Here is a 26,746-nt window from a genome sequence, read left to right as displayed (position 1 = left end):
ATGGCGCGTCGCTCTGATGCAGAGACCGGGCGCAGGGGCCTGCGCGAAATGTCCCTGATGCATATCTTTCGCGATTCCGCCCGCCGGCGCGATTCGCGCGACCCCGGCCGCCGCTATACCGAGGGCGAGCGCGACCTGACCCTGATGAGCCAGAAGCACCGCGAGGGCGCGAGCGAGGAATCCCTGCGCCGCAATCTGGTGCTGGACCTGGCCAGCCTGATGAACACCGTCCGGCTGGACGTCTGCACCGACCTTTCGGACACGCCGCGCGTGCGCGATTCCGTCGTCAACCACGGCCTGCCCGACATGGACACGCTGTGGCGCGACCATCGTACGCCGATGGACCTGGCCCAGGCCATCCGCGAGGCGCTGATCCGCAACGAGCCGCGCCTGCGCGCCGAGACGCTGGAGGTGCGGGTCGAGGATCTGGACCCCGGCCCCGACCAGCGCGTCACCTTCGAGATCCTGGCCGAGATGATCTCGGACCCGACCGACATCGCGGTGCAGTTCTATGCCGAGGTCGACCCCGCCGCCGGCAAGATCGCCATGAAACGCATGCAGGCCGAGCCATGAGAAAAGCCTTCCGCGACGCCTATGAGCGCGAGCTGGACATGCTCTACGAGCGCTCGGCCGAATTCGCCGAGGAATTCCCCGGCCTCGCCGAACGCCTGGGCGGCGTCTTGCGCGAAAACATCGACCCGACCATCGCCGGCCTGCTGGAGGGCTCGGCCTTCCTGGCCGCCCGGGTGCAGCTGAAGCTCGACGAAGAGTTCCGCGACTTCACCACCGAGTTGCTGGAGCAGATCTTTCCCGATGCGCTGGCGCCGATCCCCAGCTGCATGATCGTCGAGGCCGCGCCGCTGTCGCGCCGGAACGAGGGGCCGCAGGTCTTCAAGCGCGGCGAATACCTGGACGCGCGCTTTCGCGATGCCGAAAAGCGGGTGGCCTGCCGCTTCAGCCTGACCTCGGACCTGGTGGTGCTGCCGTTGGCGGTCGCGGGCCTGACCTATCACGACCAGACCACGACGCTGGGCGGGCTGGGCCAGGATCCCGACCCGGCGACCCGCGCCGGCCTGCAGATCGACCTTGCCCGCACCGATGGCGAGGCGATGGGGCTGAACGCGCCCGACGTGCTGACCTTTCACCTGACCGCCGATCATGTCCGCGCCATCGCCGCCTATGAGCAGATCCATTGCAACCTGACCCGCGTTTCGCTGCGCTGGCTGATGCCGAACGGCGACCCGGCCTTTTTGCGCCTGCGCGAGGGCCAGGTCGAGCAGATCGGCTTCACCCGCGAGGAACTGCTTTTCGACCGCGACGGCCGGCTGTTCGAGGGTTTCGCCATCCTGCGCGATTTCTTCGCCTTTCCGCGCAAGTTCATGGGCTTCCGCCTGACCGACATGCGCAGCGCGCTGTCCCGCATCCCGGCGGGCGAGGTGCAGCTGGTGCTGGAATTCGACCGCGCCAATGACGAGCTGGCGCGCCAGATCCAGCCGCGCGACATCCGGCTGAACTGCGCGCCGGCGATCAACCTGTTCGAGGAAAGCTCGAACCAGGTGCGGCTGGACGACAAGCGCCACGAATATGTCGTGACCCCGGATTCCAGCCCGATCACCCATTACGAGATCCAGCGCATCCTGCGCGTGCAGGCCAGCTATGGCACCGCGCATGACCGCGTCGATGTGCATCCGCTTTACGCCCTGCCGCAGGGCGGCGCGCCGCGCGCGGCCTATTACCACACCACCCGCCGCAAGCCGCGCCGCCTGACCGAGACCGAGCGCCGCACCGGCCAGCGCCACGACTATCGCGGCACCGAGACCTTCATCGCCATCTACGAGCCGCCCGAGTCGGTCGTCGGCCGCCGCGCGCAGCGGCTGCATATCCGCGCGCTTTGTTCCAACCGGCACCTGCCGGCGGTGCTGCCGCTGGCGGGCTCGGACGATTTCGCCATGGTCTCGGACCAGGCGCTGTCCCTGACCTGCGTGAACGGCCCGACGCCGCCGCGCGAAGCGATGACCGAGGTCGAGCGCGGCGGCCCGCACCGCATGCGGCAGGGCGACGTCTATTGGCGGCTGATCTCCTATCTGTCGCTGAACCACTTCGGCCTCGACGACCGTTTCGGCCGCGACGGTGCCGCCAGCCTGCGCGAGATCCTGACGCTGTTCGCGGATGCCTCGGACCATGTGACCGAGGTGCAGATCGCCGGGTTAACCGGGCTGGCGGTGCGGCCCATCACCCGCTCGATCCGCCGGCCCGAGGGCATCTTTCCGGCCCGCGGGCTGGAGCTGGTGCTGAGCTTCGACGAAACCGCCTTCGAGGGCAGCGGCATCATCCTGCTGGGCGCGGTGCTGGACCGTTTCCTGGCCGAATATGCCAGCATCAACAGCTTCACCCAGACGGTGATCGCCAGCCGCCAGCGCGGCATCCTCAAGCGCTTCCCGCCCCGCACCGGCATGGGGCCGCTGATATGACCGCGCCCGGCTTCCTTGCGCTGCTGCGCCGGCTGGAGCGCGAATCCGGCGCCAAGCCGCGCATCGGCCGCAGCACGCGGCGGGCGCAGGACATCGCCGACATCGGCCAGGACCCGCGCCTGGCCTTTCCGGCCGAGGATCTGGCCGGCGTCCGGACCGACGGCGCCCGCCCGCGCATCCGCGCGCAGTTCACCGGCTTCTTCGGCCCGCAAGGCGCGTTGCCGCTGAACACGACCGAGGAGGTGCTGCGCTGGCAGGACGCGGGCGAGGATGCCTTCGTCGCCTTCACCGACATGCTGTCGGCGCGGTTCTATCAGCTGTTCTTTCGCGCCTGGTCCGACGCCCATGCCATCACCCAGCACGACCGCCCCGACCAGGACCGCTTCCAGTCCTATGTCGGCGCGGTGGCGGGGATCGGCTCGCCCGCCTTCCGCCAGCACGACGATTTCCCCGACATTGCGCGCCTGCCGCTGGTGCCGGTCTTTGGCGGTCGGGTGCGCAGCGGTGTGCGGCTGCGGCAATTGCTCGACGGCTATTTCGGCTTTCCGGTGACGGTGCAGGAACACGTCACCAGCTGGCTGGAGTTCGAGCCGGACGAGCTGCGCGGCCTGGGCCGCGGCGGGGCGCTGGGGCGCGACAGCTATCTGGGCGCGCGGCTGCAATCGGTGAACGAAAAGATCTGCATCCGGCTGGACCTGCCCGATGCCGCGGCCTACCGCAGCTTCCTGCCCGGCCAGCCGCGCCATGGCCAGCTGGCGGCGCTGGTCTATTGGTATCTGGGCAAATGCCTGGACGTGGATCTGGCGCTGGCGCTGCCGGCCGACCGCATTCCCGCCGCCACCCTGGGCGGCGATGCCGCCATCGGCTGGCTTGCCGCCATGCGCCCCGAGGGCCTGCCCCAGAGCGCCGCCCCGATTGAAGTCGCCCGTTTCGCGCTTGGCCGCGATGCGGGCCAGCATTCCGCGAAAGGCCATTGATGACCGCGATCACCATCGAGAAATTCGCCGGCAAGATGAACCGGCTGGGCTATGAGGCCTTCCTTCAGGCGATGCGGCAGGCGCGCGGCGACGGCAACCGCAACGTGGAACTGTCGCATTGGCTGTTCCATGCGGTGTCTCAGCAGGATGGCGACATTTCCGTCACCCTGCGCGGGCTGGGGCTGGACCGGGGCCGGATGCTCAAGGACCTGGGCCGGGCCATGGACGGGTTGCAGAAGAACGTGACCGAAACCCCCGGCATCTCGGAACGGCTGGCAGACGGGCTGAACCACGCCTGGACCTATGCCACGCTGTTCTTCGGCGAGGCGCAGATCCGCACCGGCCACCTGCTGGTCGCGCTGCTGAACGATCCGGTCTTGCGGCGCGAGATCGAGCAATATTCGCCCCTGTTCGCCGAGATGTCGGCCGAACGCATCGGCTCCGAGGCGCGGACCCTGTGGAAGGAGTCCGAAGAGGAAAACCTGCGCCCAATGGACGGCACCGGCATCGGCGCCGCGCCCGCCGGCCGCGAGGGCGCCGCGACCGCGCTGGGGCGGTTCTCGGTGGACATGACGGCGCAGGCGGCCGAGGGCAAGATGGACCCGGTGGTCGGCCGCGACGACGAGATCCGCCAGATTATTGACGTGCTGATGCGCCGGCGCCAGAACAACCCGATCCTGACCGGCGAGGCCGGCGTCGGCAAGACCGCCGTGGTCGAGGGCTTCGCGCAGAAGCTGGCATCAGACGAGGTGCCGCCCGCGCTGCGCGGGATGCGGCTGCACATGCTCGACATCGGCGCCATGCAGGCCGGCGCCAGCATGAAGGGCGAGTTCGAGCAGCGGCTGCGCTCGGTCATCGACGAGGTGCAAAGCTCGCCCGTCCCGATCATCCTCTTCATCGACGAGGCGCATACGCTGGTCGGCGCAGGCGGCGCGGCGGGCACGGGGGACGCCGCGAACCTGCTGAAGCCGGCGCTGGCGCGCGGCACGCTGCGCACCATCGGCGCCACGACCTGGGCCGAATACCGCAATTATTTCGAGAAGGACCCGGCGCTGACCCGGCGCTTCCAGCCGATTGCGGTCGATGAGCCCTCGGTCGAGGTCGCCTGCGCGATGATGCGCGGGTTGCTGGGTCCGATGCAGGCGCATCACAAGGTCCGCATCGCGGACGCGGCGCTGGAGGCGGCGGTGAAGCTCTCGGCGCGCTACCTGCCGGCGCGGCAATTGCCCGACAAGGCGGTGTCGCTTCTGGATACCGCCTGCGCCCGCGTCGCGGTCAGCCAAAGCGCCGTGCCCGCCCGCATCGCCGACCTGCGCGCCGAAATCGCCGGGCTGGAAACCGAGATCGCCGCCCGCGAGGCCGAGCGCGACCTGGGCGAGGGCGATGCCACGCGGCTGGACGAGGCCCGCGCGCGGCTGGACGATTCCCGCGCCAAGCTGGCCGATCTGGAAACCGCCTTTGCCGACGAGAAAACGCTGGTCGAGCAGATCCTGGCCCTGCGCAAGGCGCTGGCGGCACGCGAGGGCGAGGATTTCGACGAATCCGCGATCCGCGCCGAGCTGACCGGCGCCATGGACCAGCTGGGCCAGATCCATGCCGACGAACGCATGATCTGGCCGCATGTCGATGAGCAGGCGGTGGCCAGCGTCATCAGCGACTGGACCGGCATCCCGGCCGGCCGCATGGTCGCGGACGAATTGCAGGCGGTGCTGGGCCTTTCCGACCTGCTGCGCGAGCGGGTCATCGGCCAGGACCAGGGCTTGCAGATGATCGCGCGGCGCGTGGAAACCGCCCGCGCCGGGCTCGGCAATCCGGAAAAGCCCATCGGCGTCTTCATGCTCTGCGGCCCCTCGGGCGTCGGCAAGACCGAGACCGCGCTGGCGCTGGCCGAGGCGCTTTACGGCGGCGAGCAGAACGTCATCACCATCAACATGAGCGAGTTCCAGGAGGCGCATTCCGTCAGCCTGCTGAAGGGCGCGCCCCCCGGCTATGTCGGCTATGGCGAGGGCGGCCGGCTGACCGAGGCGGTGCGCCGCAAGCCCTATTCGGTCGTGCTGCTGGACGAGATGGAAAAGGCCCACCCGGACGTGCACGAGCTGTTCTTCCAGGTCTTCGACAAGGGCAGGATGGAGGACGGCAACGGCCGCCCGATCAACTTCCGCAACACGCTGATCCTGATGACCTCGAACGTCGGCACCGGCACGATCATGGCCCTGGCCCCCGAGGGTCGCATCACCGACGAGGAAACGCTGGAGGCGAGCCTGAAGGAAGAGCTGCTGGGCACCTTCCCGCCGGCGCTGCTGGGCCGGATCGTGACCATCCCCTATGTGCCGCTCTCGGCCGAGGTGCTGGCCGGGATCAGCCGCCTGAAGCTCGGCTCGGTCGCGCGGCGCATGCGCGAGAGCCACGGCGCCAGCCTGGCTTGGGACGATGCGGTGATCGACCATATCGTGGCGGCCTGCCGCGACCCGGACAGCGGCGGCCGGATGATCGACAATATCATCACCAATTCGATCCTGCCCGACCTGTCGCGGCAGGTGCTGTCGCGCATGGTCTCGGGCGAGGCGCTGTCGGATGTCAGAATCCAGGTGAAGGATGACGGCTTCGCCTATGATTTTGCACGAACATAGACGCTGCTGACCCCGACCAGCGCCTCGGGGCCGACCTCGCGCGACAGGCGTTCGAAGAAGTCCTCGGCCAGTTCGCCCGCCCCGGCGCCGACGCTGGCCGGACGGGTGGGGGTGGCCACGGCCAGCAGCAGCTGATGCGTGTCGCGCCCGGCGCCGTCGCGGGCGATGGGCAGGTCGAAGCGGATCTGCCCGCCGGCGCTGACCATGAAGCGGCGCAGGTCGTGGGTCACGCCGTTGTCGTCGATCAACAGCAGCGTGACCTGCCGCCCGGCCCCGCCCGAGATGGTGCCGCGCAGGCTCGCGCCGCTGGCCACGTCCTGCGATTGCAGGTTGATGCCCAGCGGAAACACCGGATAGCGCGCATCGCGGCGGGCAAAGGCCAGCGCCGGGCATTGCCGGCGGTCGAGCAGCACGGCCTGGCCGTCGATGCCGGTTTCCAGCCCCTGCGTCAGCGCCCGCAGCAGGCCGGGGATCTGCGCGTCGTCGGCGGCCAGCAGGTTCAGCCGGATCCGCCCCTCGGCATCCAGCGCGGGCAGGGCCAGCAGGCAGGGCGCGGTCAGCTGGCTGCGGATGCGCTGGAACAGGGCAACCAGGCGGGGATCGGCGTCGGGACCGGCTTCGGCCCCCGCCTCGGGCAGCGCAGGCGCCGGTTCGGGTTCGGGCGGCGCCGCCTCGCGGCCGGTGGGCAGGGCATTGCTGGTCAGCACGGGCGAGGCGCCCTGCGGCACCGCCGGCGCCAGCGTGGGGTCCGGCTCGGTCTCGGGCTCGGGCGGAGCCGGGGCGGTGATCGGGCGCAGGACCTCGGGCTCGGGCGCCAGCACCGGCAGCGGCAGGGCGCTGACCTGGATCGGCGCCGGCGCCGGGTCCGCTTGCTGCCAGGGCAGCGTCGGGCGCCACAGGAACGCACCCGCCGCCGCGCCATGCACGGCCAGCGACAGCGCCGCCGCCACCACCCAGCCGCGCGCCATGGGCTGCTGGCCGATCACGGCGCGACATCCTTCTGCGTCACCAGCCGGATGTCCTGATCCGCCAGTTCGGGCCGGCGCAGCACCTGCATCAGCAGGCTGGACGGTGCCGTGCGGTCCATCAGCAGATGCACCGGCCCCGGCGCCGAGGCCAGCGCCGCCGGCAGCATCTCGGGGCGGATGGGGGCGCCGTCCAGCAGCCAGTCCTGCGGCCCCCGGATCTCGAGCACCGGCGAGGGCAGGTCTTCGGCCGCAAGCGTGGTCGAGCGCGCCAGCTCCAGCGGCGTCTCGACCCGGGGCGCCTGGCCGGCGAGCAGGAAATAGAAGATCAGCAGCAGCACGATATTCACGATCGACAGCGAGCTGTCGACATGCACCCGCCTCTCGCGGCGCGAGGGCAGGTGCAGGCTCATCCCGCGCCCCCCGGCGCCTCGGCGATCTGGACCGAGTCGATGCCGCGTGCCGAAAGGATCTCCAGCACCTGCACCAGGTCCTGCACCGGCACCGCCGGGCGCAGCACGATCAGCACGTTGCGCGTGCCCTGCGCCGCCAGCGCCTCGGCCAGCGCCGCCGCCCCGGACAGGGTGAATTGCTGGCCCGATGCGGTGATGCCGCCCGGGTTCAGCGTCCAGACGGCGGTGGCGCGCGCCTCGGTCAGGGTGGTGCCGGCCTGCGGTGCCTCCTCGCCCGCCGCCGCGCCGCCGCTGTCGCGCAGCGCGCCGCTGCGCAGCGGCAGCAGCGAATAGCTGACGAGGCTTGCCGAGACCATGAAGAAGATCAGGAGCTGGAACAGCACATCCGCCAGCGCCGTCATGGCAAAGAAGCCCCGGCGGCGCGGCCTGCGCGGCAGGTCGAGCCCGGGTGGCCGGATCGAGGGCCGCGCCACCTGCATGGCCTAGCGTCCGGGCCGCGCGATCCGGCCGTGGATCGCGGCCGAAACGGCCAGTTCGATGCCCTGGCGTTCATCCTCGATCCGGCCTTCCAGCCAGGCCGAGACGAAATAGGCGACCAGCGCGATGGCAAGCCCGGCGGCGGTCGTGGTCAGCGCCGTCCAGATCCCGCCGGCGAGCAGCCGCGGGTCCGAGGTCTGCTGGCTCAGCGCCAGGTTGCCGAAGGCGTCGATCATGCCGATGACCGTGCCCAGAAGCCCCAGCATCGGCGCCATCTGCACCACGGCCTCCAGCAGCCGCATCCGCGCGCCCATCTGCACCAGCTCGGCCAGCGCGACCTGGCGGGCCAGTTCCTCGCCATAGCCGGGCTCCGAGGGACGGGCGCGCAGGCCGGACATGGTGGCGCCCAGCACGCGGGCCAGCACGGTGCGGCCGGCATTGGCCTTGCGCTGCGCCTCGTCCGGGCGGCCGTTGAGCCAGTCGTCCAGGATCGCCTCGGCCAGGCGGTGGCCGCCGACGCCCATGCGGCGGAACTGCATCAGCTTGAAGATCACGACGGTCAGGGTCAGCACCGACAGCCCCGCCAGCGCGGCAAAGACGATCCAGGTGACAAGCGGCAGGTCGGCGAACATTTACAATCCGAACTCGATTTCGCTGCGGTTGCGGGCCTCGAGCCCGGTCAGGCAGGCCATGCGCTGGTCCGAGCCGTCCTGGCCTGCGCATTCCGCCACATCGTTGACAACGATGCGCCCGATCCGGTCGCAGCCCCGGCCCGGCAAGGCGAATTGCGCGACCTTGGTCTTGCCGGCGAGCAGCGCGCCGAAGTCGAGGATCGGCAGCCCCTGCACCGCGCCCTCGCGGTCAAAGATCGCCACCTGCCAGGCGGCGCGGGTCAGGCCGGTCGGCAGCGCATTGGTCGCGACGAGGGTCAGCTGGCAGCCGCCCTCGGCCGTGGTGACGGCGCCATTCAGCTCCAGCAGCAGGGGCTTGGCGGCGGGGGCGTCCTGCTGCGCCAGGGCGGGCCCGGCCAGCACCGCCAGCAGCGCGGCCACCCGCAAGGCAGGGGCCCGACTTCGCGGAAAGGTTGCGCCCGCTGTCAGGATCGGTTTCATGCTGTTGAAACTCCTTTGCCCGTCCCGGGCTGTAACATGGCTGAAAGCGGTGCTCAATCGGCGCTCGATCAACCCTGAATTGAAAATCCTGGCCCTGGGCCTGCTGGCCACACTCGGCCCGGCAGCCGCCCGGGCCGAGCTTCGGCTGTGCAATCAGTCCTTTGACGTGCTGAACGTGGCGCTGGCGCGGCCTTCGGGGCAGGATTTCGCCACCCGGGGCTGGTGGCGGGTGGCGCCGAACCAATGCGCGACCCTGGAACGCGAGCCGCTGCGGTCACGGTATTATTACGTCTTCGCCGCCGATGTCTTCGGTAATGAGGTGCTGGCGGGGGCGATTCCGATGTGCGTGGCGCCGCGCCGATTCCAGATCGAGGGCCAGCGGGATTGCCTGCTGCGCGGCTATCTTGACGCCCGTTTCGCCGAGATCGACACGCAGGACCGCGCCGACTGGACGGTCTTCGCCACGCCAAGGCCGAAGTGAGGCGGGATGGGCAGGCGCGGGGCATATCTGGCGATGGTCGTGCTGGCGGCGGGCTGGACGGCGCCGGCGGGCGCGCAGGGGCTGGTCATCACGCCCTTGCCCTCGGGCCAGGTGATCGAGGCGGTGGCGGCGCCGCAGCCGCTGCCCGACAGCCGGCCGCAGCCCCCGACCCGCGCCGGCCTGCCGCAACCCTCGATCATCGTCGGCGACCTTGCCGTGCTGGCCGGTTTCGATCCGCGCGGGCCGCTGGGCCTGGCCTTCGAATCGCGCCAGGCGATCCGGCAGCGCGACGCCGGGCTTTTCGAACGCCTGCTGGGCGACGGCGCCTTCGATCCCGATGCCGACCGTCTGGCCGAGGCGATCCAGACCGAATTGCGGCGCATGGCCTGTTACGCGGGCAGCATCGACGGCGCCTGGGGCGCGGGCTCGGCGGGGGCGGTGCGGCGCTGGTCGCAGGCGGCCGGCGCCGAGGCGGAGGAGCGCCCCGACACCGGCCTGTTCCGCGCCATCCTGCGCCGGGGCGAGCTGCAATGCCCCGCCCCGGCCACGGCCGCGGCGCCCGCGGCCACGCCCCGCGCCGCCGCCGCGCGCGCTGCCCCGGCGCGCGAAAGCCGCGCCGCGCCCTCGGCCAGCCGCGCCCAGCCGGCGACGCCGCGTCGTCAGCCTGCGCCGGCCCGGCAGCCCGCGCCCAGCCGGCAGATCAACCCGTCGCTGATGGGTTCGGGCCTGTTCCGCTAGGCCATGACCGGCATCGACCCCCGTTTCCGCCAGATGGGCCAGGGCGCGCGCCGGCGCCGGCGCCGGGGTTTCGCCCTGCGCGGCGCGCTGGCGGCGCTGGTCCTGGCGGCCTTCGGGGCCTGGCTTTGGCCCAGCCTGCAGCCGCGCCTTTCGGCCCTGCTGGCGCCCGAGCCGGCCATGGTGCAGGTCGAATCGCAATTCGACATCGCCCCGGTGGTGCGCGGCGACACCTTCACCGACATCCCCGGCGATCCGATCATCATCCCGCCGCCCGGCGACGGCGCCGAGGCCGAGACGCGCCGGCTGCCCGCACCGCCGGCACTGACAGCCTCGGGGCGGGTGCCGGGGCCGGCGGCGGGGGTGCGGCTTCTGGACAGCGCGCTGGTGCCGCAGGACCGGCAGCTGGTGGCGGCGCTGCCCTCGACGCGCGAGGAATTCGCGCTGTTCCAGGCCGAGCGCGGCCGCGAGCGGCTGATGAACGCCAGCCTTGCCGTGCCGGCCCAGGCCGATGCCAGCGCGGGCGTCCTGTTCCTGCGCGATGCCGCGAACCGGGCGCCGCTGTGGCGCGAGATGGTGCTGGAGACCGCGCGCGACACCACCGTCGCGGCGCTGCTTGCGGAAAACGGCTTCGATGCCGGGGCCGCGGCCCGGGTCGAGGAGCGCCTGCAAAGCCAGCTTGCGCTGGACGGCAAGCTGGCGCGCGGCACGGTGCTGGCGCTGCGCTGGCGGCCGCGCGACGGCGGGCGCGAGGTGATCCAGCTGTCACTCTATGGTCCGCAGGGCTATCTCGGCTCGCTGGCGCTGTCGGCGGCGGGGCAGCTGGCGGCCTCGGCCGACGCCTGGGCCGACCAGCCGCTGATGCAGGACGCCATGGCGCGCGCCGGCGATGCCGCGCCGCCGCAGGGCCAGCAGCGGCTGCTGGACGTGATCTATTCCGCGGCGCTGCGCGGCGACGTGCCGCCCGCCGTCATCGGCGAGGCGCTGGCGCTGATGTCGCAGGTCTTCGACCTGGACGGCTTCGCCGATGCGCAGGACCGGCTGGTGCTGATCTATGCCGATGCCGCCGCCGAACGGCCGGGGGCGGTGCTGTTCGTCGGCGTCAGCGGGCCGTCGGGCGACAAGCCCTGCTATGTCGTGCCGGCGGCCGAGGGTTTCGAATGCTACGCCCCCGGCGCGCGGGTCCGGCGCGCGGAGGGGGCGGCGCTGCTGCAACCCGTGGGCGGGGTGCTGTCGCAGCGCTTCGTGCCGGGCAATGCGGCCGAGGGCCGCGGCCAGGTGGTCTGGAGCGCGCCGCAGGGCAGCCCGGTGCTGGCGGTCGCTGCCGGGCGGGTCTCGGCGCTTGGCGCGGGGCTGGTCGAGATCACCCATCCCGGCGGGTTGGTCAGCCGCTACATGGGCCTTGTGCCCGAGGTGGCGCAGGGGGCGGAGCTGGCGCAGGGCGCCGTGATCGGCCGCGCAGGCCTTGCCCCGGGCCGGACCGAGCCGGGGCTGGCGCTGCAACTGCTGCGCGACGGCACGCCGGTCGACCCGCTGCCGCTCCTGGGCGGCGGGGGCGAGGTGCTGGCCTCGGATTCCATCGAGACGCTGATCGGTCACATCATCCGGGTCGAAAGCGGCGGCGATGCGGCGGCGAAGAACCCGCGCTCGACCGCGACCGGGCTTGGCCAGTTCATCGAGAGCACCTGGCTGCGGATGATGCGCAGCTATCGCCCCGACCTGGTGGCGAGCCTGTCGCCGCGCGAGGTGCTGGACCTGCGGCTGGATGCGGCGCTGTCGCGGCAGATGGTGCGCCATCTCGCGCAGGAGAACGAGGCCTTCCTGCGCGCGCGCGGCCATGCCGTCTCGGCCGGGCGGCTGTATCTGGCGCATTTCCTGGGTCCGGGCGGCGCGGACCTGGCGCTGCGGGCCGACCCGGCGCAATCGGTCGAAAGCGTCATGGGCGGCGCGGTGGTGGCCGCGAACCCCTTCCTGCGGCGCTGGACGGTGGCCGAACTGCGCGACTGGGCCGAGCGGCGCATGTCCGGCCCCGGCGGCGCGGTCGCGGCGGTCGAGACCATGCCGGCACGGCCGCTGACCGCCGCGCTGCGCGCCTTCGTGGCCGAGGTCGACCGGATGCGGCGCCCAGGCCCCGGCTGAGCGCGAAAATCGCCGCAGGGGGCGGTTGGGACTTGTGCAGGCCGGGCGGGCCAAAGTAACCCTGTTAAGCAGAGTTCCGTGCGTGCCACATTATTCCTTCGCAAAAAGTGAATTCAGATGCTGCCAGTTTTCATATTGCCCATTTCCCTGCCGCTGCGGCGCTTCGCCCGCTCGCGCCTTTTCGCGACCACCGCGCTGATCTCGCTGGCCGCGCTGCCGGGGGCGGCCCGGGCGGACATGGATCTGGATCTTTCGCGCGTGGACCAGGGTTGGTCGAACAGCAGCCAGATCTGGCTTGATGCCGACGGCGATCATGACAACCTGCCGGCGGATGAAACCGGGGTGATTACCGGCTCGCCTTCCGGCAGGATCACCATGCGGGTCAGCGGGCCGGTCACGGCGGCGGGGCTGCGGCTCGACGGCGGCGATTTCCGGCTGCGGCGCGACGGATTTTGGGGCGGGGAGTTGAATGCCAATGGCAGCGACCCGCTGGAGTTCTGGGTCGGCAGCGGCCATGAGTTGGTGCTGGACATCGACGTTGACGGCGACGTCCACATCGACGGTCCCGGTACGGTGGCGCTGGGATGGCAGGGGGCTTTGGCCGGCAATGTGGTCAACGACGGTTTCTTTGCCCTGCGCGGAGAGGTCACCGGGGATGTGCGCAACAACGACCGGCTGAATATCCTCGGGACGGTGAATGGCCGGGTCGACGATTACGGCCAGACCTATGTGGTGGGCGATAGTTCGGCCGACGAATGGGAGAATCACGACGGGGGCGAGTTGATCGTCCAGGATGGACTCCGGCTCCGCGTCGCCAATGCGCTGCAGAACAGCGGTGACATCGTTCTGCGAGGTGAAATCGCGGCGGATATGGACAATGACGCCGACGGAAGCCTCTCGATGGAAGGCGGCACGCTAGACGGCGATCTGACCAATGCCGGCAGCCTGACTGGCCGCGGCACCGTCTCGGGCGAGGTGCAGAACACCGGCAGCGTCACCACCGACGGCGCGCTGACCGTCGGCACGCTGATCAATGACGAGCAGGTCACCGTGCGCGGCGGCGATAGCCTGACCAGCACCGACGGGGCCTTGCAGAACAACGACCGGCTGACCGTCAACGGCAGCCTCAGCGGCGGGCTGGACAACAGCGCCACCGGCACGGTCAACATGGGCGCGAACGGTGCGATCTCGGGCGGGGTCGACAATGCCGGGACGATGAATATCGCGGGTCAGGTCGCGGGGCGGCTGACGAACGACAATATCCTGAACACCTCGGGCGACGTCCGGGTCGGGCAGCTGACCAACAACGCCACCGGCACGATGACCGTCGGTGCCGGCCATGTCATGACCGCCGACCAGCGCGTGGTGAACCGGGGCCGGGCCACGATCGCCGGCACGATCGCGGGCGACCTGATGAACGAGTCCGGCGCGACCACGGCGCTGAACGGCGGCAGCGTCACCGGCACGCTGGAAAACGACGGCGTCCTGAACGCGCGCGGCTCGGTGGGCACGCTCGACAACAACCAGACCCTGAACCTGACCGGCGACCTCCAGGTCGAGCGGCTGGAAAATTCGGGCACCGCCACCGTCGACGCGGGCGAGACCCTGACCGCGACCCAGCGCATCGACAACGACAGCGCGCTGAACATCGCCGGCACCGTGACCGTGAACGGCGCCGCCGGCATCCAGAACAACGCCAGCGGCACGGTCACGCTGGACGGAGCCGAGGTCAACGGCAACCTGACCAACCGTGGCACGCTGCTGGTCAATTCCTCGTCGCAGGTGAACGGCGACCTGACCAACCGCAACCAGCTGACGCTGGACGGCACCAATGGCAGCGTCACCCTGGGCGTCGATGGCATCTTCACCAACTCGGGCCGGGTGGACGGCACCAACGGCACCGAGGACACGCTGACCATCGTCGCCGACCTGTTCGCCAACGAGGGCGGCACGGTGAACAACGTCGACATCATCGGCGACCTGCTGAACCGCAGCACCGTCACCTATAGCGAGGATTCCTTCCTCGAAGGCAACCTGACCAACGATACCAGCGGCGACATCACCGTCTCGGCCGGGCTGGACATGCGCGGCCACGACCTCGACAATCGGGGCGAGCTGCATGTCACCACCGATGCCGATTCCAGCGGCGCGCTGAACAATGTCCGCGCCCTGACGAACGAGGGCACCCTTGCCATCGACGCCGGCACCACGGCCACGGCGCAAAGCGTGCGCAACCACGACGACGGGGTGATGGAGGTCGCAGGCACGCTGACCTCGGCCACGGCGCTGGACAACGAGGCCGAGCTGAATCTCTCGGGCCAGTTGACGGGCGACCTTGACAATTCGGGCACCACGACGCTGGCGGCGGGGACGGTGGCCGGATCGGTCACGAACAGCGGCAACCTGCAAGGCGCCGGCACGATCACCGGCGGGGTGACGAACAGCGGCAGCATGGAGATGACCGGCACGGTCACCGGCACGGTCACCAATACCGGCACCCTGACCCAGGACGGCAGCCTGACCGTGGCGGGGGTCGTGAACGACGAGGTCGTCGACATCACCTCGGCCGGGGTGCTGACCGCGACCGGCGTGGTCGAGAACCGCGACCGCCTGACCGTGGCCGGCCGGCTGAACGGCATGGTGCAGAACCAGGCGAACGGCCGGCTGACGCTGAACGGCGGCACGGTCGACGGCCGGGTCGTCAACCTGGGCTGGACCTCGGGCAGCGGCACGATCATCGGCGCGCTGAGCAATGCCGGCAGCGCCACCCTGGCCGGGCGGGTCGGGGGCGGGGTGGAGAACGCGGCCACCGGCGTGCTGATCTCGCAGGGCAGGCTGAGTGTCGCCTCGGTGCAGAACGCGGGCCTGGTGGACGTGGCCGCGGGCAGCACGCTGCAATCGGACACGGCGGTGCAGAACGGCAACGAGCTGATCGTCGCGGGCCGGCTCGAGGCCGATGTCGTCAACCACGACAGCGCGACGCTGAACGGCGGCACCATCGCCGGCACGGTGACGAACGCGGGCACCCTGACCGGCAACGGCACCATCGCCGCGCTGGCCAACAACGGCGCGGCCACGCTGGCCGGAAGGGTGACGGGCGCGCTGACCAATGCCGGCACCCTGACCAGCAGCGGCACGTTGCGCGTGGGCTCGCTGGTCAATGACGAGGTGCTGAACGTCGCCGCCGGCAGCACGTTGCGCGGCGACGGCACCCTGGTCAACAACGACCGCGCCACGCTGGCCGGCCGGGTCGAGGGCACGCTGAGCAACCGCGGCTCGGCCGTGCTGGCGGGGGGCACGCTGGCGGGGCGGCTGGAGAATGGCGGCACCCTGACCGGCACCGGCACCGTCAGCGGCACGCTGGCCAATGCCGGCGATGCCACTATCGCGGGACGGGTCGACCGGCTGGAAAACACCGGCACGCTGGCGTTGCAAGACGACCTGAGCGTCGCCACGCTGATCAATGACGAGCGGGTGACGGTCGGCGCGGGCCACCGCCTCGGCCTCGACAACGGCATGGTGAACAACGACCGGCTGCGCCTGGCCGGCACGCTGGACGGCTTCGTGGAAAACCACGGCACCGTGACGCTGGACGGCGGCACGGTCGAGGGCGACATCGCCAGCGCCGGCACGCTGACCGGGCGCGGGCGCATCACCGGGCGGCTGGTCAACGACGGCACCTTGACGACCGGCGCCCGGCTGAACATCGGCCAGCTTTTCAACAACCAGACCATGTCGATCGCCGAGACGGGCGTGCTGACCTCGGCCGCGACGGTGCAGAACGGCGGTGGCCTGACCCTGGCCGGCCGGCTGCAGGCCGATCTTGCGAACCGCGCCGGCGCCACCGCCACGCTGACGGGCGGCACCATCACCGGCGATGTCGGCAACCTTGGCCGGCTGACCGGCACCGGCACCATCGCCGGCACGCTGGAAAACGCCGGCACCGCCACGCTGGGCGGCAGCGTCCAGTCGCTGCGCAACCTGCGGGCCGGGCAGCTGAACGTGGCGGGCACGCTGTCGACCGAAGAGTTCCTGAACGCCGGCACCGCCAGCATCGCCACCGGCAGCCAGCTGACCATGGCCGACCCGGATGCCGCGCAAGGGGCGCCGGCCGCGGCCCAGAACCTGGCCAGCGGCGCGCTGACCGTGGACGGCACCTTGCAGGGCGCGCTGGTCAATGCCGGCACGCTGGCGGGCGCCGGCACCATCACCGGCCCGGTGCTGAACACCGGCAGCGCCGACTGGGCCGGCCGCATCCAGGGCACCGTCACCAACCGCGCCGACCTGACCCTGGCCGGCACCCTCGCCGGCGGGCTGGTGAACGAGGCCGGGAATTTCATCACCCGCGGGGGCGATGCCACCGTCGCGGGCGGCATGCGCAACGAATCCGGCGCGACGGCGCGCATCGTCGCCGGCAGCGGGCTGACCGCGACGGGCGGCATCCTGAACCAGGCGGGCGGCAATTTCTTCCTGAACGGCCGGCTGACCGGCGATCTCGACAACCGCGGCACGCTGAGCCAGTCGGGCACGCTGGACGGCTCGCTGGCGACCTCGGGCCGGGCGACGCTGGCCGGCACGGTCACCGGCGACCTGATCTATGACGGCGGCACGCTGGTCCTGCGCGACGGCGCCAGCATCGGCCGCGACCTGCGGCTGAATGCCGATTACACGCTCGGCGCCGGCGCCCAGGTCTCGGCGGCGCGCACCGTGGTCGGTTCGGGCACCACGCTGGCGCTGGCCGGCCTGCTGGACGGCGCGCTGCTGAACCAGGGCACGGTCGAGGTGGCGGGCAACCAGGCCCGCGTCTCGGGCGCGGTCACGAACAGCGGCACCCTCGACATGGCCGACCATTCCACCGCGGGCGTGCTGCGCGTCGGCGGCCTGAACGGAAGCGGCACCTATCGGCTGGACCTGAACCTGCGCACCATGACCGCCGACCGGATCGAGGTGCTGGGCGGCGCGGCGCATGGCAATTACCACCTGGATTTCGACCTGACCGACCGCGATACCGTGCCGCAGCGCGGGGCGCGGGTGACGCTGATCGACGTCGACGAAAGCTTCGGCAGCGCCAACGACTTCAACTATACCCGCAGCGACCTGCCCGCCGGGTCCGAGCGCATCGTCTATTCGGTGCAGCGCGCCGGATCGGACCGCCAGGGCGACCTGGAGCTGGTCAGCCAGCTGAACCCGGCCATGGGCGCGATCTTCGGCAACGTGGCGCTGGTGCAGTCGCTGATCGGCTCGGTGGTGAACCGCCCGACCAGCCCCTTCGTCACCGCGCTGGCCTATGAGGACCAGGAAAAGCCCTGCGGCATCGGCAGCTGGGGCCGCGCCATCGGCGGTCACGCCACCGCCAGCGGCCGCACCGACAACGGCATCAGCAATGTCGAGACCGAGGTCAACGCCGATTACTACGGCCTTCAGGTCGGCACCGACCTGGCCTGTTTCGACAACCGCTTCGGCGGCTGGAACATGGCCTTCGGCGCGCTGGCCGGGATCAACCGCGGCTCGACCAGCCAGCCGGTCTATGCCATCGACCCCTCGAACTCGCAGGACCTGACCTCGATCCTGACCTCCTATACCTCGACCGATTTCGAGCAGCGTTACGCCGGGCTCTATGCCACCGCGACCAAGGGGCGGTTCCAGGCCGACCTGCAATACCGCATCGAGCGCACCGATTTCACCATCGAGAACAAGCCGCTGCCGGGCTATACCGGCCTGGGCCTGGACGAGACCGACTTCTCCTCGGACACCCAGACGCTCAGCGGCTCGATCAGCTACGGCTTCCCGATCGGGGACAGCGGCTGGGCGGTGCTGCCGACCATGGGTTTCGCCTGGTCGAAGCTGTCCACCGACTCGATCCGCTTCGACGAGGATTACACGCTGATCTTCAAGGACAGCACCCGCAAGATCGGCTTCGCCGGCGCCACCGTGGCCAAGACCTTCGTCGACAACGGCCGCAATTCGGCGCTCTACGCCTTCGCGACCGGCACCTGGTACAAGGATTTCGCCGATCCGACGATCTCGCTTTTCGCCTCGGAGGAGAACACCGAGACGCTGACGACCGAGAACCTGGGCTCCTATGGCGAGCTCAGCGTTGGCGCCAACTGGATCAAGGTGATGGGGCCCAAGGCGCGGGGCCGTCAGCTTAGCGCCGGTGCGCGGATCGACGCCCGTTTCGGCGACCAGCTGGACAGCGTCGGCGTCTCGGGCCAGTTCCGCTGGCAATTCTGACTGGTCACCCGGGCGGCGCGTCGCTAGTTTGGCCGCGCCGCCGCGGGAAGACACAACGAGAACGGGAGTTCGCTGTCGCATGTCCTGGTTCAGCAAGGTCGCCTGGAAAGAGGGGCTGTTCCTGCAGCCGCAGCATCTGCAGCAGGCCGACCGCTATCACGAGCATCTGGTCCAGGCCCGCACCCGGCTGATCACCCCCTATCCTTGGGGCGTGGGCGAGCTGGTGCTGGACCGCGACCAGGCGCAGCAGGGCATGATCGCGCTGCGCGCCGTGGCCGGGATCATGCCCGACGGCACGCCCTTCGACGCGCCGGGCACCGGGCCGCTGCCGGTGCCGGTGCGCGTGCCCGAGGATGCGGCCGGGCAATTCGTCTGGCTGACCCTGCCCGATTCCAGCCCCAACATGCGCGACGCCGCCCCCTATGAGGACGAGGGCGCGACGACCCGCTGGGGCATCGTCACGGAAACGGTCAGCGACAGCGCCTCCTCGGCGCGGATCGAGCAGGTGCTGGAACTGGCCGTGCCGCGGCTTGAGATCGCGATCCGCAAGACCCCGCGCCCCGGCTACCAGAACATCCGCCTGGCCCGCATCGCCGAGGTGCGCGACGGCGTGGTGACGCTGGACGAGACCTTTCCGCCGCCCTCGCTGGTCATCGGCGCGCATCCGCAGGTCATGGGCTACCTGACCCGCGTCATCGGCTGGATCGAGGCGCGGCTGGAAAGCCTGTCGCGCTATGCCACCGACCCCTCGGCCGGGGGCGGCTTGCAGGCCAGCGACTACCTGATGCTGATGGTGCTGAACCGCCAGATCGGCGTCTTGCGCCACCTGTCCCGCACCCTGGCCGTGCATCCCGAGGCGCTGTATCGCGAGCTGGTCGCGCTGGCGGGGGAACTCGCCAGCTTCGACAGCGCCAGCCGCCACGCGCCGGATTACCCGGCCTATGACCACGAGAATCCCAAGGAAAGCTTCGGCGAGATCGTGGCCGACATCCAGCGCCTGCTGTCGCGCGACGTGGGCCGGGCGATCCGGCTGCCCTTGCAGCAGGTGCGGCAGAACTCCTACCTGGCGGCGGTGGCGGATCGCAACCTGTTCCGCGAGGCCAGTTTCATCATCGAGGTCGAAAGCGCCAAGCCGCTGTCGCAGGTGCAGATGCAGTTCCCCGAGCTGTGCAAGGTCGGCCCGAACACCCGCATGTCGGAAATCGTCAACAACAACCTGCCCGGCATCGCGCTTCAGCACCTGCCGAACCCGCCGCGGCAGATCCGGGTGCTGTCCTCGAACGTCTATTTCCGGCTCGAGCGCAATTCGCCGCTGTGGCGTGAATTCTCGACCGCGACCGCCATCGGCATGCATTTCGCCGGTGACTGGCCGAACCTGAAACTGGAACTGTGGGCGGTGCCCGAGAGGTCGTGATGGCGGGCAAGGACGACGACGGCGACAAGACGGTCTTCGGCGGCCCGCTTCCGGGTCAGCGTCCGCAGGACTGGTCGCGGCCGGCGCCCGGCCCCGGCGACGGCCGCACCGCCATCGGCGGCCCGGGCGGCGGCTCGGGCTCGCCCTTCGGCCAGGCGCCGGGCAGGGCGGGCTGGGGCAACCAGCCGGCCGAGGGTCAGACCTGGATCGGCGGCCCGGCGCGCCCGGCAGCACAGCAGCCCGCCCCCGGCCATCAGGGCTATCCCGGTGGCTGGCAGCCGCCGGGGCAGGGCGGCCACAGCCCCTTCGGCCCGGCCGACCCCGCGCAGATCGGGCGGGCGGCGGGGCCGGACCAGCGCGGCTTCTTTCCCGATATCGCCACGCAGCAAGCCCCGCAGGCCCGCGTCGCGCCGCGCATCCCGCAGGCGCAGGCGATGCAGGTGCGCGACCTGGGCGCGGCCAGTTCCGCGAACCCGCTGATCGCCGCCGCCGCGCCGCTGCTGATCCTGCTGGGACGCCTGCGCACCGGGCTGGTCGAATTGCAGGTCGCGCCGCTGATGGAGCATGTCACGCGCGAGATCGACCGTTTCGAGCGCAATGCGCTCTCGCACGGCGTCAACCCGCATGAGGCGCTGGTGGCGAAATATGCGCTGTCCGGCACCGCGGACGACATCGTGCAGAACCTGCCCGGCGCCGATCGCGGCAACTGGCAGCAATATTCCATGGTCGCGCGTTTCTTCCACAAGCGCGATTCCGGCGTCGGCTTCTTCCAGGAGGCCGAGAAGGCGCTTTATGCCCCGGCGCAGAACTACAACCTGCTGGAGCTGATGCTGGTCTGCCTGTCCCTGGGCTTCGAGGGCCAGTTCCGCACCATGCCGAACGGCGCGGCGGAGCTCTCGCGCATCCGCAGCGCCATCTATGAAAGCCTGCGCCGCGTGAACCCGCGCCCGGACGAGGATATTTCCGTCATGTGGGCGCCGGTGGTGCAGGGCCGGGCGCGCCGCTTCGGCGCCATCCCGGTCCCGGCGGTGGCGGGCATCGCCGCCGTGGCGCTGGTCGCCGCATTCGCGACGCTGCTGACGCTGATCAATCGCGACGGCGCCGTCGCGGCCGAGGACCTGCGCGGCGTGGCGCTGGACGCGCCGGTGATCCAGATCGACCGCACGCCGGGCGAGGTCTATGTCGCCGAGATCCCGCAGCTGCAACGCATCCGCGACGCCTTCGCGGCCGAGATCGCGGACGGCCGCGTCGGGGTCGAGGCCAAGGGCGACTATATCGCCATCCGCGTCGGCAACCTGCAACTGTTCGATTCGGGCTCGGTCACGGTGAAGCCGGGCTTCGCCGACCTGGCCGGGCGCATCGCCGAGGTGCTGAATGCCGAGGCCGGCCCGATCCTGATCGAGGGCCATACCGACAACGTGCCGGTCTCGGGCCGGGGCCGGTTCAAGGACAATTACCAGATCTCGGCCGCCCGCGCCGAGGGCGTGGCCGAGGTGCTGAAACCGCTGCTGAAAGACCCCGCCCGCGTCACCACCGAGGGGCGGGGCGAGGACGATCCGGTCGGCGACAACGCCACGCCCGAGGGCCAGGCCGCCAACCGCCGGGTCGAGATCATGCTGGCGCGCGAGGGCACATACGAGGCCCCCGCCGCGCAGGAGGCCGCGAATTGAGACTGCTGGGCTTTTACCTCCCGACCCCGCGCTGGAGCAAGCATGGCTGGTGGCGCTGGACCGTGACCCTGCTGGGCATCGCGGCGCTGTGCGCGGCGGTCTGGATCGGCGGGCCGATGACCGGCTGGGCGCCCCTGGCCTCGGTGTTCTGGCGGGGGCTGGTCATCGGGCTGATCCTGGCCACGACGCTGGCGGTGCTGCTGATCCGCTGGCGCCGCCGCGTCCGTGCCGCCCGCGCCATCGAGCAGGCGCTGGTGCCGCCCGAGCCCGAGGGCGATGGCAAGGCGCTGGCCGAGAAGATGTCCGAAGCCTTGGCGGTGCTGAAGAAATCCGGCGGCGCGGCCTCGCTCTACGACCTGCCCTGGTATGTCATCATCGGCCCGCCCGGCGCGGGCAAGACCACGGCGCTGGCGAATTCCGGCCTGGATTTCCCGCTGGCGCAGACCCAGGCCATCAGCGGCTTCGGCGGCACCAGGAACATGGATTTCTGGTTCGCCGAGGATGCGGTGCTGATCGACACCGCCGGCCGCTATACCACGCAGGACAGCGACAAGGTCGCCGACAAGGCCAGCTGGGACGCCTTCCTGGACCTGCTGAAGCGCACCCGCCCGAACCGGCCGATCAACGGCGTGATCCTGTCCTTCTCGGTCGAGGACATGATGCAGCAGGACGCGGCCACGCTTCAGGCCCATGCCGAGACGGTACGCGCCCGGCTGGCGGAACTGCACGAGCAGCTGAAGATCGACTTCCCGGTCTATGTGATGTTCACCAAGGCCGACCTGATCGCGGGTTTCCGCGAATATTTCAGCAGCTTCAGCCTGAACCGCCGCAAGCTGGTCTGGGGCGTGACCTTCCAGACCGCCGACCGCAAGGCGATCACGCATGAGGCCGTGCCGGCCGAGTTCGACCGCCTGGTCTCTCGCCTGTCGGACGAGATCATCGACCGGCTGTCCGAGGAACCCGACGGCGTCGCCCGCATCGCCATCTTCGGCCTGCCCGGACAGATGGCCTTGCTGCGCGACAGCGTGGCGACATTCCTGCGCCGGGTGTTCGAGCCGACGCGCTACAAGACCAACGCCATCCTGCGCGGCTTCTACTTCACCTCGGGCACGCAAGAGGGCACGCCCATCGACCAGGTGCTGGGCGCGATCCAGGAGCCGGGCATGGGCATCGGCTCGGGCTTCATGTCGGGGCGCGGGAAAAGCTTCTTCATCCACGACATGCTGCACGGCGTGGTGTTCCCGGAACAGGGCTGGGTCTCGCATGACCGCAAGGCGGTGCGGCGCGCCTTGGTGCTGCGCAGCGTGGCCTTGGCGGCGATTGCGGTGGTGACGCTGGGCCTCGGCACCGCCATCGGCGTCAGCTACTGGAAGAACCGCGAACTGGTCCGCACCGCCGAGGCCGAGACGACGAACTGGCGCCGCGCCGCCGCCGAGGAATTGCAGCGCGACGTGATCGACGACCCGGACCTGACCCCGGTACTGCCGCTGCTGAACGACCTCGCCACGATGCCCGCCGGCTATGGCGACAGCGAGCAGCCCAGCCTATGGGAAGGCTTCGGCCTGTCCCAGCGCGACCGGCTGAACAAGGTCGCGACCGACAGCTATTCCAACGCGCTGGAGCGGATGCTGCGCCCGCGGCTGATCCTGGACCTGGAACGGCGGATGCCCGAGATCATCGCCTCGGGCGAGATGACCGAGATCTATCGCGCGCTCAAGGTCTATCTGCTCTTGGGCAAGCAGGGCGAGACGACCGACGACCCGGCCATCGAGGCCTGGTTCGCGCAAAGCTGGCGGCAGGATTATCCCGGCCGCGCGGGCCTCGAGATGATCGACCAGCTTGCCGGGCACCTGAAGGCCATGCTGGCGCTGGACGACCGCCGCGATTTGCTGGTGACGCTGGACCAGACCACGGTGGACAAGGCCCGGGCGGCGATCTCGCAACTGCCGCTGGACGAGCAGGCCTATGCCATCATCAAGGACGGCGCCGTGGCCGCCGGCCTGCCCGACTGGGCGCTGGTGCAGGCGGCGGGGGGCCAAGCCGCGACGCAGGTCTTTGCCGCCCGCGACGGCAGCGACATCGCGGCCATGACCGTGCCGGGGCTTTATACCTATGAAGGTTTCTGGGGCTATTTCTACGACCAGCTTGCCGTGGTGGGCGAGGAATTGCGCCGCGACCAGTGGGTGCTGGGCGATTTCGCCAATTCGGACGAGATCGAGGGCCGGCTGGCCCGGCTGGACCGCGACCTGCTGGACCGTTATCGCGCCGAATTCATCGCCGCCTGGGGCAAGGTGCTGGACAACCTGACGCTGGCCTCGATGGTCGCCGACAAGCCGCAATATGCCGCGTTGGGAACGGCGGCGCAGGCGCAGAACTCGCCCATCCTGGAGCTGGTCAAGTCGGTCGCCGACCAGACCCAGCTGACCCGCGAATACGAGCAGCTCGAGGGCGAGCTGCCCGAGGCGCAGGCCGAGACCAAGGCCGAGGGCAGCACGGCGGGCGGCATCGGCGATGCGCTGGCCTCGCGCATCCAGTCGCGCTCGTCCGGGGTGCAGCGCATCCTGATGGACGCGGCGATGCGCAAGCAGGGCAAGGCCGCGCGCCGCGCCGGCGCCGGGGCCGAGGAGGAGACGAACAGCGTCACCGCCCCCATCGAGGCCATCGCGAAAGCCTTCGAGAACTGGCAGCTGCTGGTCGCGGGAGAGCCGGGCAAGCGGCCCATCGACACGCTGCTGGGCAACCTGGGCGCGGTCTGGGAAAACCTGCGCCTGGCCGAGCACAACCCCGACCAGTCCGCCGCCGCGCTGCCCACGCTGCTGAACTCGCTGACGCAATACAATTCGCAGCTGCCCGACCCGTTGGCGCGCATGGTCACCAAGGCCGAGGGCGATTTCCGCTCGGGCGCCTCGGATGCCTCGATCGAGGTGATGAACCGGGCGCTGACCGACCGCATCACCTTCATGTGCCGCGACACCATCGCCTCGGCCTATCCCTTCGGCAGCGGCTCGCGCAGCCTGTCCATCGACAATTTCGCCCGCTTCTTCGGACCCGGGGGCGAGATGGACAAGTATTTCACCGAATACCTGGAGCCCTATGTCGAGCGCACGCCCGAGGGGCTGAGCTGGCGCGCCGACAAGGAGGTCGCGCAGCGCCTGTCCACCGCCACCCTGCGCCAGTTCGAGCGGGCCGAGCGCATCCGCCGCGCCTTTTTCGCGGGCGGCGGCACCAGCCCTTCGGTCGAGATCACCGTGGCGCAGGTCGATGCGCATCCGACCGTGCGTTCGGCGATCCTGGCCATCAACGACACCGTGGTCGAGACCGCGACCGGCTCGATGCCGCGCACCGTGGTCTGGCCGGGGGCGGGCAAGTCCACCATCCTGCAACTGTCGCCGCCCCTGGAGCGCGACTCGGTGCTGCGGTTCGAGGGCAGTTCCTGGACCTTCATGCAGTTCCTCGCCGCCGCCCGCTACAAGGAGCAGCGCGGCGACACGCTGCGCGCCACCTTCATGCTGGGCGGGCGCAACATCACCTATGACTTCACCATCAACGCGGTGGCGAACCCCTTTACCATGCCCGAGATCAAGGATTTCCAATGCCCGCAGAGCATCGACTGAGTGCCGGCGCGGCAGGGCTTTACGGCAAGCATCCGGGCTTCGGCGATTTCATCTCGGCCGGGCTGGCCGAGGGCTGGCCGGGTTTCGCGGACTGGTTGCAGGCGGCGCTGGGGGCATGGCGCGAGGCGCAGGGGCCGGACTGGCAGGCGCGCTTCGATGCGGCGCCGGTGGTGCGGTTCTGGATCGGCCCGGCGCTGGCCGGGGCGGGCCAGGCGCTGCGCGGCGTCATGGCGCCGTCGCGCGACCGCAGCGGCCGGCGCTTTCCGCTGGCCCTGGCGCAGGCGGGCGGGGCGCCCCCGGTGCTGGAGGCAGGCCAGGATTTCCACGATGCGGCCGAGGCGGCGCTGGCCGGCCTGCTGGCCGCCGACAGTTTCGATCCGCGCGCGGCGGCCGCCGCACTGGCGCTGCCCGCGCCCGGCCAGCCGGTGCCGGACTGGCCCGGCTTCTGGGCCGCCAATCCGGCGCTGCCGCCCGAGCGGCTGCTGGCGCAATTGGCGGTGGCCGACCATGCCCATGCCACGGCCGCGCGCAGCTATTGGTGGTTCGGCGCCGGGGACGGCCCGTCGGGCGCGGTCTGCTGCCAAGGCTGGCCGGGCGTGGCCGAGCTGGGCTGGCTGATCGCCCGCGCGGCACCGGACGAGGTCGAGGCATGACGAGATGAACACGCATTTCCGCTATGATTTCGCCGCCTTGACCGACCGGGGCTGCCTGCGCGACCAGAATGAGGACAGCGTCATCGCCCTGCCCGAATTCGGGCTTTGGGCCGTCGCGGACGGCATGGGCGGCCATGCGGCGGGCGAGGTCGCCAGCGGCATGATCGTTGAGGAACTGGCCTCGACCGGCGTCGCGGTCAGCGCCCAGGACCAGCGCGCGCGCGTCATTGCCCGCATCGACCGCGCCAATCGCCGCATCCTGGACCACGCCGGCCGGAACGGCGCGCGCGGCGCCGGCTCGACCGTGGCGGCGCTGCTGTTGCACGAGGGCGAGCTGGCCTGCGTCTGGGCCGGCGACAGCCGGGTCTACCTGCTGCGCGACGGCCGGCTGACGCGGCTGACCCGCGACCACAGCGAGGTGGCGCTGCTGATCGCCGCCGGCCAGATGACCGAGGACGAAGCCCGCGCCTCGTCGCGCCGCAATGTCATCACCCGCGCCATCGGCGTCGGCGACCCCGCCGCGCCCGAGGTGGTGACCGGACTCGCCATGGACCGCGACCGCTTCCTGATCTGCTCGGACGGGCTGACCGAGCATTTCGAGGATGCCGAGATCGCCCGGCTGCTGGGCCAGGCCGGCCGCGCCGCCAGCGTCGCCGAAGCGCTGATCCGCGAGACCCTGGCGCGGGGCGCGCGCGACAATGTCAGCGTGATCGTGGTCGATTGCCAGGCGCCGCCGACCCTGGCCGAGGAGCTGGACTGAC

The 26,746-nt window shown here is 70.7% G+C and carries 18 protein-coding genes; 13 read left to right on the top strand and 5 right to left on the bottom strand.

The window, feature by feature from the left end; all coding sequences use genetic code 11:
• Positions 1-48: 48 nt before the first annotated feature.
• From tssE to tssH, 4 genes are read left to right on the top strand one after another with little or no spacing between them, the layout of a single operon-like run.
• Entirely contained in the window at positions 49-573 is a 525-nt protein-coding gene (tssE, locus tag PARN5_RS0119900; RefSeq protein ID WP_018001530.1) for a type VI secretion system baseplate subunit TssE, read from the top strand.
• Positions 570-2,471 (top strand): type VI secretion system baseplate subunit TssF, encoded by a 1,902-nt coding sequence (gene tssF, locus PARN5_RS0119895; protein WP_018001529.1) that lies wholly within the window; start codon positions 570-572, stop codon positions 2,469-2,471. Before tssE ends, tssF begins: the two co-directional genes overlap by 4 nt.
• The gene (gene tssG / locus PARN5_RS0119890; RefSeq protein WP_018001528.1) at positions 2,468-3,448 is read left to right on the top strand and encodes a type VI secretion system baseplate subunit TssG; all 981 of its coding nucleotides are present in this window, start codon (positions 2,468-2,470) and stop codon (positions 3,446-3,448) included. The genes tssF and tssG overlap by 4 nt, the downstream gene beginning before the upstream one ends.
• Positions 3,448-6,078 (top strand): type VI secretion system ATPase TssH, encoded by a 2,631-nt coding sequence (tssH, locus tag PARN5_RS0119885; RefSeq protein ID WP_018001527.1) that lies wholly within the window; start codon positions 3,448-3,450, stop codon positions 6,076-6,078. Before tssG ends, tssH begins: the two co-directional genes overlap by 1 nt.
• Here the strand turns inward: tssH and PARN5_RS22700 are convergent.
• The 5 genes from PARN5_RS22700 to PARN5_RS0119860 are packed head-to-tail and all read right to left on the bottom strand — an operon-like array spanning position 6,057 to position 9,045.
• Entirely contained in the window at positions 6,057-7,064 is a 1,008-nt protein-coding gene (locus PARN5_RS22700) for a hypothetical protein (protein ID WP_018001526.1), read from the bottom strand. The genes tssH and PARN5_RS22700 overlap by 22 nt on opposite strands.
• The gene (locus tag PARN5_RS0119875) at positions 7,061-7,456 is read right to left on the bottom strand and encodes a biopolymer transporter ExbD (protein ID WP_018001525.1); all 396 of its coding nucleotides are present in this window, start codon (positions 7,454-7,456) and stop codon (positions 7,061-7,063) included. Before PARN5_RS0119875 ends, PARN5_RS22700 begins: the two co-directional genes overlap by 4 nt.
• Positions 7,453-7,935: a biopolymer transporter ExbD gene (locus tag PARN5_RS0119870; protein ID WP_018001524.1), complete on the bottom strand. Its 483-nt coding sequence runs from the start codon at positions 7,933-7,935 to the stop codon at positions 7,453-7,455. Before PARN5_RS0119870 ends, PARN5_RS0119875 begins: the two co-directional genes overlap by 4 nt.
• A 3-nt stretch (positions 7,936-7,938) precedes the next feature.
• The gene (locus tag PARN5_RS0119865; RefSeq protein ID WP_018001523.1) at positions 7,939-8,565 is read right to left on the bottom strand and encodes a MotA/TolQ/ExbB proton channel family protein; all 627 of its coding nucleotides are present in this window, start codon (positions 8,563-8,565) and stop codon (positions 7,939-7,941) included.
• Positions 8,566-9,045, bottom strand: a complete 480-nt coding sequence (locus PARN5_RS0119860; protein ID WP_157404109.1) for a hypothetical protein — start codon at positions 9,043-9,045, stop codon at positions 8,566-8,568. It lies immediately after the preceding gene.
• Positions 9,046-9,124: 79 nt separating this feature from the next.
• Between PARN5_RS0119860 and PARN5_RS0119855 the strand changes: the two genes are divergently transcribed.
• The 9 genes from PARN5_RS0119855 (at position 9,125) to PARN5_RS22680 (ending at position 26,745) form a co-directional block, all read left to right on the top strand.
• The gene (locus tag PARN5_RS0119855; RefSeq protein WP_018001521.1) at positions 9,125-9,526 is read left to right on the top strand and encodes a DUF1036 domain-containing protein; all 402 of its coding nucleotides are present in this window, start codon (positions 9,125-9,127) and stop codon (positions 9,524-9,526) included.
• Positions 9,527-9,532: 6 nt separating this feature from the next.
• A complete protein-coding gene (locus PARN5_RS0119850; protein WP_018001520.1) occupies positions 9,533-10,264 on the top strand; it encodes a hypothetical protein in 732 nt (243 codons plus the stop codon).
• Positions 10,265-10,267: 3 nt separating this feature from the next.
• Positions 10,268-12,400: a M23 family metallopeptidase gene (locus tag PARN5_RS23025; RefSeq protein ID WP_051071065.1), complete on the top strand. Its 2,133-nt coding sequence runs from the start codon at positions 10,268-10,270 to the stop codon at positions 12,398-12,400.
• 117 nt (positions 12,401-12,517) lie between these two features.
• A complete protein-coding gene (locus PARN5_RS0119840; protein WP_157404107.1) occupies positions 12,518-18,634 on the top strand; it encodes a hypothetical protein in 6,117 nt (2,038 codons plus the stop codon).
• 79 nt (positions 18,635-18,713) lie between these two features.
• The gene (gene tssK, locus PARN5_RS0119835; protein WP_018001518.1) at positions 18,714-20,048 is read left to right on the top strand and encodes a type VI secretion system baseplate subunit TssK; all 1,335 of its coding nucleotides are present in this window, start codon (positions 18,714-18,716) and stop codon (positions 20,046-20,048) included.
• The gene (gene tssL / locus PARN5_RS22690; protein WP_018001517.1) at positions 20,048-21,718 is read left to right on the top strand and encodes a type VI secretion system protein TssL, long form; all 1,671 of its coding nucleotides are present in this window, start codon (positions 20,048-20,050) and stop codon (positions 21,716-21,718) included. Before tssK ends, tssL begins: the two co-directional genes overlap by 1 nt.
• Positions 21,715-25,332, top strand: a complete 3,618-nt coding sequence (gene tssM / locus PARN5_RS0119825) for a type VI secretion system membrane subunit TssM (protein ID WP_018001516.1) — start codon at positions 21,715-21,717, stop codon at positions 25,330-25,332. Before tssL ends, tssM begins: the two co-directional genes overlap by 4 nt.
• Entirely contained in the window at positions 25,311-25,985 is a 675-nt protein-coding gene (gene tagF / locus PARN5_RS23020; RefSeq protein WP_018001515.1) for a type VI secretion system-associated protein TagF, read from the top strand. Before tssM ends, tagF begins: the two co-directional genes overlap by 22 nt.
• Before the next feature lie 4 nt (positions 25,986-25,989).
• Complete coding sequence (locus PARN5_RS22680) at positions 25,990-26,745, top strand: protein phosphatase 2C domain-containing protein (protein WP_018001514.1); 756 nt, start codon at positions 25,990-25,992, stop codon at positions 26,743-26,745.
• The last annotated feature ends 1 nt before the right edge of the window (position 26,746 follow it).

Origin of the sequence: Paracoccus sp. N5 (genome assembly GCF_000371965.1) — a bacterium.
Lineage (GTDB): Bacteria > Pseudomonadota > Alphaproteobacteria > Rhodobacterales > Rhodobacteraceae > Paracoccus.
The sequence above is the reverse complement of the archived record's forward strand: the minus strand, read 5'-3'. Positions and strand labels throughout refer to the sequence as shown.